This is a genomic window from Paraniabella aurantiaca, from assembly GCF_050309965.1.
Taxonomy (GTDB): domain Bacteria; phylum Bacteroidota; class Bacteroidia; order Chitinophagales; family Chitinophagaceae; genus Niabella.
On record NZ_JBLOSY010000002.1, the window covers coordinates 83,069 to 96,239 of the forward strand.

At 41.0% G+C, this 13,171-nt stretch carries 11 protein-coding genes; 2 read left to right on the forward strand and 9 right to left on the reverse strand.

The window, feature by feature from the left end; translation table 11 throughout:
- Positions 1 to 7: 7 nt before the first annotated feature.
- The 4 genes from ACLOAU_RS15225 to leuC all read right to left on the reverse strand — a co-directional run bounded on the left by ACLOAU_RS15225 (position 8) and on the right by leuC (position 5,024).
- A complete protein-coding gene (locus ACLOAU_RS15225) occupies positions 8 to 1,237 on the reverse strand; it encodes a hypothetical protein (protein ID WP_427862752.1) in 1,230 nt (409 codons plus the stop codon).
- Between the two features lie 44 nt (positions 1,238 to 1,281).
- Positions 1,282 to 2,799, reverse strand: coding sequence for a hydroxymethylglutaryl-CoA lyase-like TIM-barrel protein (locus ACLOAU_RS15230; protein ID WP_427862753.1), 1,518 nt, complete (start codon positions 2,797 to 2,799; stop codon positions 1,282 to 1,284).
- A gap of 115 nt (positions 2,800 to 2,914) precedes the next feature.
- Positions 2,915 to 3,511 (reverse strand): 3-isopropylmalate dehydratase small subunit, encoded by a 597-nt coding sequence (gene leuD, locus ACLOAU_RS15235; protein WP_427862754.1) that lies wholly within the window; start codon positions 3,509 to 3,511, stop codon positions 2,915 to 2,917.
- Between the two features lie 91 nt (positions 3,512 to 3,602).
- Positions 3,603 to 5,024: a 3-isopropylmalate dehydratase large subunit gene (gene leuC, locus ACLOAU_RS15240; protein ID WP_427862755.1), complete on the reverse strand. Its 1,422-nt coding sequence runs from the start codon at positions 5,022 to 5,024 to the stop codon at positions 3,603 to 3,605.
- 389 nt (positions 5,025 to 5,413) lie between these two features.
- Between leuC and ACLOAU_RS15245 the strand changes: the two genes are divergently transcribed.
- Positions 5,414 to 7,051 (forward strand): TlpA family protein disulfide reductase, encoded by a 1,638-nt coding sequence (locus tag ACLOAU_RS15245; RefSeq protein ID WP_427862756.1) that lies wholly within the window; start codon positions 5,414 to 5,416, stop codon positions 7,049 to 7,051.
- On the opposite strand, the gene ACLOAU_RS15250 is transcribed toward ACLOAU_RS15245, so the two are convergent.
- The 3 genes from ACLOAU_RS15250 to ACLOAU_RS15260 all read right to left on the reverse strand — a co-directional run bounded on the left by ACLOAU_RS15250 (position 7,048) and on the right by ACLOAU_RS15260 (position 9,657).
- Positions 7,048 to 7,542: a GNAT family N-acetyltransferase gene (locus ACLOAU_RS15250; RefSeq protein WP_427862757.1), complete on the reverse strand. Its 495-nt coding sequence runs from the start codon at positions 7,540 to 7,542 to the stop codon at positions 7,048 to 7,050. The two genes, ACLOAU_RS15245 and ACLOAU_RS15250, sit on opposite strands and share 4 nt — an antisense overlap.
- Before the next feature lie 57 nt (positions 7,543 to 7,599).
- Entirely contained in the window at positions 7,600 to 8,298 is a 699-nt protein-coding gene (locus tag ACLOAU_RS15255; protein WP_427862758.1) for a porin family protein, read from the reverse strand.
- Positions 8,299 to 8,424: 126 nt separating this feature from the next.
- Positions 8,425 to 9,657: an isocitrate dehydrogenase (NADP(+)) gene (locus ACLOAU_RS15260; RefSeq protein WP_427862759.1), complete on the reverse strand. Its 1,233-nt coding sequence runs from the start codon at positions 9,655 to 9,657 to the stop codon at positions 8,425 to 8,427.
- Positions 9,658 to 9,809: 152 nt separating this feature from the next.
- On the opposite strand from ACLOAU_RS15260, the gene ACLOAU_RS15265 reads away from it, so the two are divergent.
- On the forward strand, positions 9,810 to 10,436 hold the full coding sequence (locus ACLOAU_RS15265) for a Crp/Fnr family transcriptional regulator (RefSeq protein ID WP_427862760.1): 627 nt from the start codon (positions 9,810 to 9,812) through the stop codon (positions 10,434 to 10,436).
- Positions 10,437 to 10,459: 23 nt separating this feature from the next.
- Here ACLOAU_RS15265 and ACLOAU_RS15270 read toward each other — a convergent pair whose 3' ends face one another.
- Together ACLOAU_RS15270 and ACLOAU_RS15275 are read right to left on the reverse strand one after the other, a co-directional pair.
- On the reverse strand, positions 10,460 to 12,346 hold the full coding sequence (locus ACLOAU_RS15270) for an Nramp family divalent metal transporter (protein WP_427862761.1): 1,887 nt from the start codon (positions 12,344 to 12,346) through the stop codon (positions 10,460 to 10,462).
- Positions 12,346 to 13,005, reverse strand: coding sequence for a metal-dependent transcriptional regulator (locus ACLOAU_RS15275; RefSeq protein ID WP_427862762.1), 660 nt, complete (start codon positions 13,003 to 13,005; stop codon positions 12,346 to 12,348). Before ACLOAU_RS15275 ends, ACLOAU_RS15270 begins: the two co-directional genes overlap by 1 nt.
- Positions 13,006 to 13,171 lie beyond the last annotated feature (166 nt).

Sequence of the window (13,171 nt, forward strand, 5' to 3'; positions counted from 1 at the left end):
TGCTGTTTTATAATGATCGTTGAAGACGCCTTGTTGAAAAGGCGATCCCCAAAGTTACTTTGTGAACCGTACCTGAATAATCTAAATATTTGCTTTTTAAGGGCGTTGCGATATACTCATATCCGAAACGCAGAGAGGTGATACTATTTTGCTGGCCACGATAGCCACTAAAGCTGTTATAATTGCTTTGCTTAGGCTTGAATTTAAGATCGCCGGTAAAACCGACGCTGCCGGCTATGCTCGTTTTAATACCTGCACCTTTGTACTTATTGGCTTCCTCACTATTGGTATTGGGATCGAGACCAAAAATACCAATACCCGCCAGCGGGGCGAGGGCGAGCTTCTTTGTATCCAACAAATATTTTCCAACGGCCAGCTTCACATATCCACCTAAAGCCTTCGAATTTTTAGGCCACAGCTCATTGTCGGATGGCATATCGGTTTTTGTTTTTGCAAAGCTGATGTCGATGTCCAGCTCGTAAATCCAGTTATTTCTTACTATATCAAAGCCGAAACCGAAAAAAGTGGGTTGTTTGTAGTAATCTACCAAATTGCCTGTAAACAGAACTTTTCCGAAGGAAAGAAAATAGCTGCTGCCATTCCGGGTCTCTTTATAGCGGATACGAATAAATTCCCTGGTGAAACTGGCATAATCGCTTTCCGAATAATGAGCCAGGAGATTGTCGGCTAATTCGTTTAACTGTTGTTGTTGAGCTGCCGGCGTGGCAGGGTCTGGTAACAGGTAAATGAGGTTTAATTTCAAAAATGCTTTTTCTTCATCCGTTAAGGATGCAGTATTGATCTGGCTGATCAACGAGTCCCTCGATGCTGTTAACTTCTCAATCAGCTTGGGCCCCAGGTAATCCTGTTGGGGAGGTATCCTGATGATTTGCTTGCCTTTGGTAAGACTATCCAATCGAAGGCTTTTGCAGGAAGAAAGAATAACTTCGTAATCTTTTGCCCAGTATGAAAGCAGCCAATATTCGACCGGGTAGAGGGCTATATAATCATCATCTTCCAGCATCATGATGCGATCAAGCCCCAGCATTACTCCCAATTGGTCGTTTTCAAGAAATTGATCAAGCAGCTGGCTTCTGGATTTAGATATCTCTAAAGACCTGGAATTAACAGGTGCAGGCCGGGCATCATTTTTCTGAGCAAGCCCTGTTTGCATCAGTAAGATCAAAAAGAACAACAGGAAGATGGGTCTCATATCTGGTTTTCTTTCAGGATGCATGTGTTGGTGATATTTCACAAACCGGCACACCTGGCGTCAGCAATTTATATAAGATTCAACATTTTTTGTGTGGCTTTGATGGCTGCTACTGTTTGGTCACTATCCAGGCCGGTAGTCGTAAATTCGCGGCCATTCAGTTCCCAGGTGATGATCGTTTCGCAAAGCGCATCAGTTTTACCTCCCGGCGGGATACGTACGATATAATCACGCAGTTTAGCCAGGGGTAATTTCTTTTTAGTATAGATCCTGGTCAGAGCATTCATAAACGCGTCATACTGCCCGTCCCCTGAAGCATGTTCCTCAACAATACCGTCTTCAAACTTTAATATTACTGTTGTGGACGGACGCATGTTTTTAGAATGAGTCAATACATAATCTTCTACAACAACTCTGTCACCGATGGTATGACTATCCAGTACATCCGAAATAATGTATGGCAGATCATCCTGCGTAACGGTTTCTTTTTTGTCGCCCAGCTCAATGATTCTTTGGGTTACAATTTTAAGATCTTCATCAGATAATTGAATGCCCAGCTGCGCCAGGTTATTTTCAATATTGGCCTTACCCGATGTTTTGCCCAGTGCGTATTTTCTTTTGCGGCCAAAACGTTCAGGCATCAGGTCATTATAATACAGGTTTTTTTTCTTATCCCCATCTGCATGTATCCCGGCCGTTTGTGTAAAAACATTTTCTCCAACAACAGGTTTATTGGCAGATATTCTGAAGCCTGAAAAAGCTTCCACCAGGCGGCTTACTTTGTATAGCGCTTTTTCATTTACCGATATTTTTACATCTTTTTGAAAATCGTTCAATACCGCAACAACACTTTCAAGAGGTGTGTTGCCTGCACGTTCGCCCATGCCATTAATGGTCAGGTGCAAACCTTTAACACCTGCTTTTACCGCTTCAAGGGCATTAGCTACACTCAGGTCATAGTCATTATGCCCGTGAAAATCGAAATGGAGCGTGGGGTAGCGCTCAGTGATCTCAGTGAGATATTTTGAAGTTTCAGAAGGAATAAGGATGCCAAGTGTATCAGGAAGCAATATCCGTTTAACCGGCTGGGTAGCCAAAAAGTCGATATACTGAAAAACATAATCCTTCGAAAAACGCATGCCGTTGCTCCAGTCTTCCAGGTAAACATTGCAGGTAATTCCTTTTTTTGTGGCAAGCTTTAAAACATTCGCTATCTCCGCAAAATGTTGTTCAGGCGTTTTTTTAAGCTGATGCGTAAGGTGATTAAGTGAGCCCTTGGTTAGCAGGTTCATCACTTTAGCCCCGGCTTTTTGCATCCATTTAATGGAAGTGTCGCCATCAACAAAAGTTAACACTTCCACTTTATCAATCATTCCATTTGCAGTAGCCCAATCGGTAATTCTCTTTACTGCCTGAAATTCCCCCTCTGATACCCGGGCCGAGGCGATCTCAATGCGGTCTACTTTTACTTCTGTAAGCAGTAGTTGGGCTATCGTTAATTTTTCCTGTGCTGAGAAAGACACGCCGCTGGTTTGTTCTCCATCGCGCAGCGTAGTGTCCATTATTTCTATATGACGCCGGTCCATTTATAAATTATGGCACCCCTGTCCCGAAATGGGAGACCAGGGGCGCTTTTATTTTTGTAAATTATAGGTAGTATTACTCGACTATTTGAATAACAACCATTTTTAATACTCCAATTTAGTATATGCTTTTATCCGCAAATGCCGCTATTTCTGTTTTCATATCTTGCAGGTAATCAATATCATCGAAGCCATTAGTTAAATTATGCTTCTTATAGCCGTTAATGTCAAAACGCTCCGATTCGCCGGTTGCCAAAATGGTTACCTTCTGTTCAGGAAGATTTACTTCGAGTTCTGTGTTGGGATCGGCTTCGATAGCTTTAAATATTTTATCCAGAAAAGCCTCGCTAACGGTTACAGGCAGGATACCGATATTCAGAGAGTTGCCTTTGAAAATGTCTGCAAAGAAGCTGGATATTACACAACGGAACCCGTAATCGTAAATAGCCCAGGCCGCGTGCTCACGGCTACTACCGCTACCAAAGTTTTTACCACCTACCAGTATTTTACCACTATAAATAGGATTGTTTAATACGAAATCCTGCTTGGGTGTATCATCGTTATTGTAACGCCAGTCGCGAAATAAGTTGTCGCCAAAGCCTTTACGTTCTGTTGCTTTTAAGAAGCGCGCAGGAATGATCTGGTCGGTGTCTACGTTCTCAATAGGCAAAGGAACTGCTGTTGATTGTAATACTGTAAATTTATCGTAAGCCATTTTAATGTAAAATTTGAGATGATCTAAATTGATGTTTTGCTGTATATAATTAATTTTATTAAGCTGATTAATAATTAATTATAATGTTTAACTAAACTGTTGCTTCTTCTTCAATTAATTCTCTTGGGTCGGTAACTACACCGGTTACTGCTACAGCAGCAGCCACGTATGGACTTGCTAAAAGAGTTCGTGCGCCAGGTCCTTGTCTTCCTTCAAAGTTTCGGTTACTGGTACTTACAGCATACTTGCCGGCAGGAATTTTATCATCATTCATTGCCAGGCAGGCAGAACAGCCCGGCTGTCTTAATTCAAATCCCGCTTCCGTTAATATGTCTAAAATGCCTTCTGCTTTAATTTGTGCTTCAACAATATGTGAACCCGGCACTAACCATGCAGTGATATTGTCGGCCTTCTTTTTACCTTTAACAATAGAGGCAAAAGCACGGAAATCTTCGATACGGCCATTGGTACAACTACCCAGGAACACATAATCGATCTTTTTACCAATGATGTCTTCGTCTTCCTGGAAGTCCATATAAGCCAGTGACTTTTTGTAGGAAGCTTCGCCATCTTTTACTTCAGAGGCTTTAGGAATTTTACGGGTGATACCGGTTCCTAAACCAGGGTTCGTTCCGTATGTGATCTGGGGCTCAATATCTGCTCCATTAAAGCTCAGCTCCAAATCAAATTTCGCGTCAGCGTCTGTCTTTAAGGTTTTCCAGTAAGCCAGTGCTTTTTCCCAATCTTCTCCTTTAGGTGCTTTATCTCTTCCTTTAATATAGTTGAAAGTAGTTTCATCAGGAGCGATCATACCACCACGGGCTCCCGATTCAATACTCATGTTACAAACCGTCATACGGCCTTCCATGGTCATATTTTCGAACACTTCGCCTGCATACTCTACAAAATAACCTGTAGCGCCGCTGGCAGTGATCTGTGCAATAATGTATAAAGCAACGTCTTTAGGTAAAACACCTTTGCCTAATTTGCCATTAACGGTAATGCGCATTTTTTTAGGTTTCGGCTGCATGATACACTGGGAGGACAATACCATTTCCACTTCAGAAGTACCGATACCAAACGCAATGCTGCCAAAAGCGCCGTGCGTAGACGTATGAGAGTCGCCGCAAACAATGGTCATACCCGGTTGGGTAATACCATTTTCTGGTCCAACAACGTGTACGATACCATTTTTAGGACTTCCCAACGCCCAGATCGAAATACCGTATTTTTCAGCATTGCTCGAAAGCGCTGCTAATTGTTTAGCTGATAAAGGATCGGCAACGGGTAAATGCTGGTTAATAGTAGGAGTGTTATGGTCGGCTGTAGCAAAAGTACGCTGCGGGTACATCACTCCAATTCCTCTGTTCTCAAGACCCAGGAAAGCTACCGGGCTGGTTACTTCGTGAATAAAATGGCGGTCAATAAACAAAACATCCGGACCGTCCTCAATTTTTCTTACCACGTGGGCGTCCCAGACTTTATCAAACAAAGTGGTTGGATTTGTACTCATTGTAATAATTCTTATAGTTAAAAATATCGTGCAAACGTTGCTTTTCGAAAGCACGTAAAGGTAACAAGAATATCAGGATTTTAAGCTGGCATCACCTGTGTTTTATGGCCCTGCTCTTCTTTTTAAAATATATTGAGGGTTGTAATAATATTAAATGTAATAATTACAATTATATTGAATGAGGAGTTCATGTTACTGGCCCTTTTTTTATCTCAAATAATTGTAAATGAGGATTATATATTTTTATTAACGTTTATATGGATGCCTTTGACACAAAAGAAGGACTGTTTAAATTTATATTTGGATAACGTAATTATTTCAATATTTTATACGGAGATGTAGTTTTGCATAGGCTCTTTTTTTAGTGTTTACAAAACCAGACTAAAGCTATGAAGAATGTAAAGAAGTTCTTGAAATTGTTTAGCCTTTTGCTTGTTTTTAACAGCGTTTCAGGGCAGAAGGCGACATTGATAACCAAAGTGATGGAAGAGTGGTTCAACTTGAGATTACAAGGCGCCAACACCAGGCAACCACTCGCCAACTACAGCGATGACGATCTTTTTTTCTCAACTGATTCGGCTACCGTAATAGGATGCCTTAAGGGGTATAAGCGATCTGAAGGTTTCAAAACAGGAATGATCTATATTGAGAATGAATTTTCCAGAATGGACCATCCTGTCGTGGTAAAAATTCTGGAGGATGGCCGTTTTGAAGCTCGTATTCCCATGTGGTATCCAAAAGTAGTCGATATAGTTTTTAATGATCAGGAGTTTCAATGTTATATAGAACCGGTTCAGGCCCTGGCTATTGCTATAGATTGGCTGGCATTCAGGAATAATGAAAATGACAAAGCCATACAGTTTTATGGTGCTTTGGCTCATATCAACAGGGAACGTAGAAACCTTCCGTTATCTAAAGCAGATAACGATGGGTTGGCTAAACAGGCGAAAAAGATAAAGCCTCATGAGTTTAAGGCAAAAACCCTTCAGGAATGGGATATCCAAAAACGGGTACTGGACTCGATCCTGACAATTAAAAAATATGGTGACAAGTTAAGTAGCCTTGCTCGTGCAGAGTTGAATATAAGTATGCTCATGCGTTTGTATGATTATGCAAATGAAAGAAAGGATCAGAGAAGAGCAGACCCTTCAAACACTGTTTTACAAAACCAACTGCCGGCAGATTTCTATGACTTTATCAATCATGGAAACATTGAAGATAACGCTATTTTTATTTCTGAGCAGTTTTCCCATTTGATCAATCAAATGGAATTCGGGCCCTTGTTTAAGGCAGCGAATTTGCCAGATCATGAGCTTCACATGATAGGAATGGAAAAAATAGTAAGGCTTGATAACATGCGGGACTCAGTAGCACAAAATGAACTTTACCTGACTAATGGTAAAGTATATGACCTGATAAAATTACACCGGCTTATTTCAGCACTTGATCCCGATTTACGGTCCGCGAGTAATGACAGCTTAATTAGTTATTTCGAAACGATAAAACGCAGTCTGTATAATTCATTTTATAAGCAACAGGCTGATATTATTATGGAGGACGCGCTTCGGAAAAAAGAAGGAAAGGGTATATCGTTGCCAGGGTCTTATGCTGGAGTTCTCTTTAAAAAGCTGATCGCGCCATACGCCGGCAAAATGATTTTTTTGGATTTTTGGGCTACAACCTGTGGGACCTGTGTTTGGGATATTCAGCAAATGCGTGCAATAAGGGACAAATACAAGGATAGTAAAGATTTTGTTTTTTTGTTTATTACTTCCGAAGACGAATCGCCTAAAAAGGCCTATGAGGCATTCGTGCGAAAACAGAAACTGGTAAATACAGTTTATGTAAGCAGTGACGAATATCGTTACCTGAGAGAACTTTTTGGCTTTTATGGTATACCCCGGTATGCTATTATTAATAAAGAAGGAGAGGTATTAAATAGAAAATCTGAACCGCATGAATTTATGATTGAAATTAACAGATTTAATACTGAGGTTCAACATCCATCACCCACTAAAATATATTAGAGCACCTTCTTCATCACATAGTCATTCATCCAATAACCATTACCAATTTCAGTATCCAGCTCTTTGATAATTTCAAAACCAACTGCCTGGTAAAACCGGAGGGCCTTATTATGGCGGTTTACATGAAGTGTAAGGCTTTGGGCCCCGGCATTTTTCGAGAAATCGATTATGAATTGTATCAGCTTTTTTCCTAGTCCCTTGCCCTGGCAGTTGGGCGACAGGTAGATCTTGTGCAGGTGGGCTGTTTGATTATCTTTTAATTCCAGGCCTGCGAATCCGGCATCTGTTCCCTCCAATTCGAGAAGAAAGAAAGAATATCCTGCTTTGTTGAAATCCTTTTCCAGGGCTGGGTCACTATAAAATAGTTCCAGCATATAATCCAGTTGATCCTGTGATAAAATAGACGAGTAGGTGGCAGGCCAGATATCAAGAGCCAGTTGGCGAATAACGGGAAGTTCTTTTTGTTCGGCTTTTCTTATTTTGATTGGCATTTTTGAAATTATAGATAAAAGTAAGGTTTGATTTTTAATTATACCATACTTGACAAATTAAAGCAGGTAGCCTAATGAAATGCCCAGGCTAATGTTTTTAAAATACTCGTTGCCGGTTAACCCGTTCTTAGGTGGCGCCAGGTTTCTTAAACCGAGCTGGCCATGTGCCTGCACCTGTAAATTTCTCCAGAGCTCGTAGCCCACCAGCGTATTTACACCATAGTCTAATCTTTTGCCATAATTAAACGCTTCATCACTAATGTTATATTGAGGTGGTCTTTGATCGTTTATATCTGCGTATTCAATATCGCCGACGAAATTTCCTGTATTTCCATTATAACGGATCTCCCACTGCCCTCCGAGTCCGCACGCGATATAAGGGCCCAGGCCAACAAACACATTTTTATCGGATTGATTGGGTATTAAATAAAGAAAGTTAACCGGCACCTCAATATGATAAGGAGCTACTTTATAGTCGCCATTACCCAGGTAGTCGCTGTAGTCTTGCTGAAATCCTTTACGGGATAACAAAATACCCGGCTGGATATGTAGCTGCCGTTTGTAAATATTTATTGGTGTAGTTATGGTAAACCCAAATTGGTAGCCCGCAAGAAACCTTGTGTTTTGCTTATTAGAGTATTGTTTCCATGTTATATTTGAAAGATTACCGCCCGCTGTGATACCGATGCGCGTTTGGGTTTTACCCGGGCCTGGGATCAATAAGAAACAGGCTAAGCTCACAAGCAATTTTCGCATAAGAGGAGATTTTTATAGATTAACATTAAAACAAAGGATGAGAAAATAGTTTTGATCGTTGCTTAGGGGCACAAAAAAATGCACCAATTATCATTGATGCATTTTTGTTAAGAGATAATATAAAAATTAAGCTAATTTCTTTTTCAGGTTTTCGTCAATTGCTTCCAAAAACTCTTCAGTATATAAGTAATGCTCACCGTGGCTTACTTTGTTTCCATGAACGCAAACCGCAAGGTCTTTGGTCATTTTACCTTCTTCTACGGTTTCAATACAAACAGCTTCCAATGCATTGGCAAAATCGATCAAAGGCTGGTTATTATCTAATTTGCCACGGAATGCCAAACCTCTTGTCCATGCGAAAATGCTGGCAATTGGGTTGGTGCTGGTGGGGTTACCTTTTTGGTGCTCGCGGTAGTGACGTGTAACAGTACCATGCGCAGCTTCAGCTTCCATAGTTTTACCGTCAGGTGTAACTAATACGGAAGTCATCAGGCCTAAAGAACCAAACCCTTGTGCTACTGTATCACTTTGTACATCACCGTCGTAGTTTTTACAAGCCCAAACAAAATTGCCATTCCATTTCAATGCGCTGGCTACCATGTCATCAATCAGGCGGTGTTCGTAAACGATTCCTGCCTCAGTAAACTTAGCCTTAAATTCATTTTGGTAAACTTCTTCAAAAATGTCTTTAAAGCGGCCGTCGTATTTTTTAAGAATGGTATTTTTAGTGGAAAGGTATAAAGGCCATTTTTTGTTTAATGCAACATTGAAGCAGCTACGTGCAAAGCCGTAAATGCTTTCGTCTGTATTATACATTGTCATCGCCACGCCATCTCCTTTGAAGTTATATACCTCAAAAGTTTGTGCTTCGCCGCCATCTTCCGGTATAAAAGTCATGGTTAATTTACCTTTACCTTTAATTACGGTATCTGTAGCGCGGTATTGATCTCCAAATGCATGACGACCAACAATGATAGGAGCCGTCCAGTTGGTAACCAGGCGGGGAATATTCTTGATAACGATTGGCTCACGGAAAACCGTTCCATCTAAAATATTCCGGATGGTTCCGTTAGGGCTTTTCCACATTTGTTTCAGATTGAACTCTGTAACACGGGCTTCATCTGGTGTAATAGTTGCACATTTGATACCTACACCATGCTCTTTAATGGCATTTGCAGCATCTATAGTTACCTGGTCATTGGTTTCATCCCTGTATTCAACGCCCAGATCAAAATATTTAATATCCAAGTCAACATAAGGAAGAATTAATTTGTCTTTAATGAATTTCCATATGATGCGTGTCATTTCATCGCCATCAAGTTCCACAACGGGATTAGCCACTTTGATTTTTTCAGCCATATATTATATCGTTTAAGAATTTGTGATTCCGGCAAATCTACAGATAAATCCAGCAATAGACAATAGAGTTTTAACTTTACAACACTATAAGAATGTTAACAACAATTTTGTCAGTTAACAGTTTTAGAATATTATATGATAAAACATCAATTATGTTACCTTTGAGTATGTCCGTTAATGAAAAAATTGCAGGCGATTTCGTAAAGTTTTTACGACAGTTTGTACCGCTTACCGACACCGAAGTAAAAAAGGAATTGCTTCCTATTATTACTACCAGGGAATTTGCCAAAAAGCAGGTTATTTCCAGGGCGGGTGAAATAGAAAACTACATGAATTTTATCAGTAAAGGACTGATAAGAAAATACTATAAAACAGGAGAGGAGGAACACATTGTACAGATATCGCGCGAAGGCCACCTGATATCTGCGCAGGAATCTTTTTACACACGCACACCTTCAGAGTATTTTGTGGAAACCATTGAGCCCAGTATCGTTATTTCATTAACATTCGAAGACATGGAGCGTTTGTTTGCGTCAAGTCATAGCTTCGAAAGATTGGGCAGGTTGGTAACCGTTCATACTATGGTATTGAAAGATAAATGGCAAACCAGCCTGATCATGCAATCGCCCCGCGACCGGTTTTTAAATTTTGTAGAAAACCACCAGGAAGTGTTACAGCGTGTTCCTCAAAAATACCTGGCTTCTTATCTTAACATTAAACCCGAAACATTTAGCCGTTTTAAACACCTGTTAAGAACAAGACGGCCCTCTGCTATCTAACTTATTTCTAAATGCAACTATGATCAGCTTTTTGCCGGCACTATCAGTATGGGCGCTTTTATAAGGTGTCTTAACTGGTTGATGGTTTCGCCGTAAATCAGGTCCTTTATTCCTCTGTGCCCGTGGGCGCCTATTACCAATAGCTCTATGTTCGATTCATTGATGATCCGGGCAATACTGTCTACCGTGTTTCCAAAGCCCAGCTTGCCCTCGGCCTGGTAACCTTTATCTTTAAGTTGTTGTACGTAATCGTTAAGATATTGCTGGTCAGAAAGAGTTTCGTCATCAACGCTCTCACCGAAATTAGCACCGGCAGCCACGCTTTCCGTTATATGTATTAGCAGGTAGCCGCTATCTGAAGTTCCCTGTGCCAAAGCGTGATTGATTACTTTTTCATCCAATTCGCTAAAATCGAGGGTTATGGCTATTTTGCCATAGTGTGGTACGGGTGATAGTTCCAGGTTTTTAGGCGTATCATGTATGGTGATTTTTTGAGCCGATTTCTTTTTCTGTAAGGGATATATTGTTGTATACAACAAAAGTATAACAAAGCCGATGGCCCCGAGAATGATTAAACCCTTCCAGACCAGGTTGCCCGGCGTGTTAAAAAAATCCATTGCCTGCTCCACTATTAAGCGCGCATTAAGATACACCAACACCACAGTTATCAGCCATGCAGATATTTTTACCCAGGGCTTAATAACAAACTTACCCATCGTCTTTTTATCACTCACGAAATGAATCAGGGGTATAATGGCAAATCCTAACTGCATGCTTAAGACCACCTGGCTAAATATAAGCAGGCTGTCTACATCTTCTTCGCCGTTAATCAATATAACCAGCGCCGCCGGCACAATGGCTATTAAGCGGGTTATTAAGCGGCGTACAATGGGATTGATCCTTAGCCTCAGGTAGCCTTCCATTACAATTTGCCCAGCAAGGGTGCCGGTAATAGTGCTGCTTTGTCCTGCGGCAATAAGTGCTATGGCGAAAAGCTTAGCTGCAAAACTGCTTCCGAGATGTTGCGGTAAAAGTTCATAAGCCTGCTTGATCTCTCCGACATCTGACCGGCCGGTTTTATAGAACACTGCGGCCGCTAATATTAATATGGCCGCGTTTACCAATAATGCCATATTCAGGGCAACGGCGCTATCAATAAAATTTAGTTTCAAGGCTTTTTTAATGCTGGCATCATCCCGGTTAAATTTACGGGTTTGTACGAGAGCAGAGTGGAGGTATAGGTTATGTGGCATTACAGTAGCACCTATAATACCAATAGCAATGTATAAGGCCGTGTCATTTTCTATATGAGGTACCAAACCGGAAACCACTTCACCTGCATTAGGTTCAGCTACGATGATTTGTATGAGAAACGACATCGCTATAATAAAAATTAAGCCGATGATAAAAGCTTCCAGCTTGCGCATGCCCAGTCGTTGCAACGCTATCAATAAAAACGTATCCAACGCAGTGATGAGTACACCCCAAATCAGGGGCATACCGGTGAGTAACTGCAAGCCGATAGCCATACCTAATATTTCAGCCAGATCGGTAGCCGCAATGGCTATTTCAGCCAATATATATAAAGCAAAATTTACTTTTTTAGGATAGGTTTCGCGGTTAGCCTGTGCCAGGTCGCGGTTACGTACAATCCCCAATCTTGCAGAGAGGCTTTGTAATAGCAAGGCCATTATATTACTCATTACCAGTACCCACAAAAGTGAGTAACCAAACTGGCTGCCGCCTGCAAGGTCTGTGGCCCAGTTACCCGGATCCATATAGCCCACGCTAACCAGGTAGGCGGGACCGAAAAAAGCCAGGATACGCCTCCACCTGGATTTATTAGGTGCCGTAGTATCTACCGAATTATGAACCTCGCTTAAAGAAATTTCTGAATGATGCTTTGCCATTAGTTTTTGATAAAGATGTTTTGAGACAGCTCTTTTGTTAAATAGGATTGGTGCCTGTTATCCGTTTTTACTTCCATCGATTCGTCAAAAGGATATTTTTTAATCACCTGAATGCGGCTTCCTATAGAGATGTTTTTTTCATCCAGCATTTCCAATACCTGTGGTGACTGGTTGCCTATCTGTGTTACGATGGCTACTTTTTTCTCGGAGAGGGTTGCCAGCGACACTTGTTTGAGCTGAATGATCTTTCCTTTTGCATCAGGAATAGGATCACCATGCGGGTCTGTTCGCGGAAAACCCAAAAAAGCATCCAGCTTATCGATCAGCTTTTCATTGCTGATATGCTCCAGCTCCTCGGCTACTTCATGTACTTCTTCCCAGCTAAAGCCCAGTTTCTGCGAAAGAAAATATTCCCACAAGCGATGCCGTCTTACAATACTTACAGCTGCTTCAACACCCGGCTCAGTGAGTGTGCAGCCATAGTAGGCTTTGTAACTGACCAGTCCCTTTTTGCTGAGTTTTTTTAGCATGTCGGTAATTGAAGCAGGAGCAGTATGAAGTGCTGCAGCCAGGTCGTTGGTAGCAACAATTCCTGCCGCGTTTTGCAGGTGGTAAATAGTCTTCAGATAATTCTCTTCCGCGATCGAAAATCGGATCATGCCTAAATAATAATTTAGACAAACCTAAAAATAATTTTCGACATTAAGAAACTTTCTGCAGAAATCAGATTTTCTGTGAAGTACATTTCTAAAAAACTATGGTAGTATTGGTGAAGTATTGTTTATTTGTAACCAATAATATGTAACAATTATGCTATACAGGTTC

Bases quoted from the DNA above. Each gene is read 5' to 3' on its own strand.
- ACLOAU_RS15230 (WP_427862753.1), bottom strand. From the start codon at position 2,799: ATGGACCGGCGTCATATAGAAATAATGGACACTACGCTGCGCGATGGA.
- ACLOAU_RS15260 (WP_427862759.1), bottom strand. From the start codon at position 9,657: ATGGCTGAAAAAATCAAAGTGGCTAATCCCGTTGTGGAACTTGATGGC.
- ACLOAU_RS15275 (WP_427862762.1), bottom strand. From the start codon at position 13,005: ATGATCCGATTTTCGATCGCGGAAGAGAATTATCTGAAGACTATTTAC.
- ACLOAU_RS15250 (WP_427862757.1), bottom strand. From the start codon at position 7,542: ATGCCAATCAAAATAAGAAAAGCCGAACAAAAAGAACTTCCCGTTATT.
- ACLOAU_RS15225 (WP_427862752.1), bottom strand. From the start codon at position 1,237: ATGCATCCTGAAAGAAAACCAGATATGAGACCCATCTTCCTGTTGTTC.
- ACLOAU_RS15265 (WP_427862760.1), top strand. From the start codon at position 9,810: ATGTTACCTTTGAGTATGTCCGTTAATGAAAAAATTGCAGGCGATTTC.
- leuC (WP_427862755.1), bottom strand. From the start codon at position 5,024: ATGAGTACAAATCCAACCACTTTGTTTGATAAAGTCTGGGACGCCCAC.
- ACLOAU_RS15270 (WP_427862761.1), bottom strand. From the start codon at position 12,346: ATGGCAAAGCATCATTCAGAAATTTCTTTAAGCGAGGTTCATAATTCG.
- ACLOAU_RS15245 (WP_427862756.1), top strand. From the start codon at position 5,414: ATGAAGAATGTAAAGAAGTTCTTGAAATTGTTTAGCCTTTTGCTTGTT.
- leuD (WP_427862754.1), bottom strand. From the start codon at position 3,511: ATGGCTTACGATAAATTTACAGTATTACAATCAACAGCAGTTCCTTTG.
- ACLOAU_RS15255 (WP_427862758.1), bottom strand. From the start codon at position 8,298: ATGCGAAAATTGCTTGTGAGCTTAGCCTGTTTCTTATTGATCCCAGGC.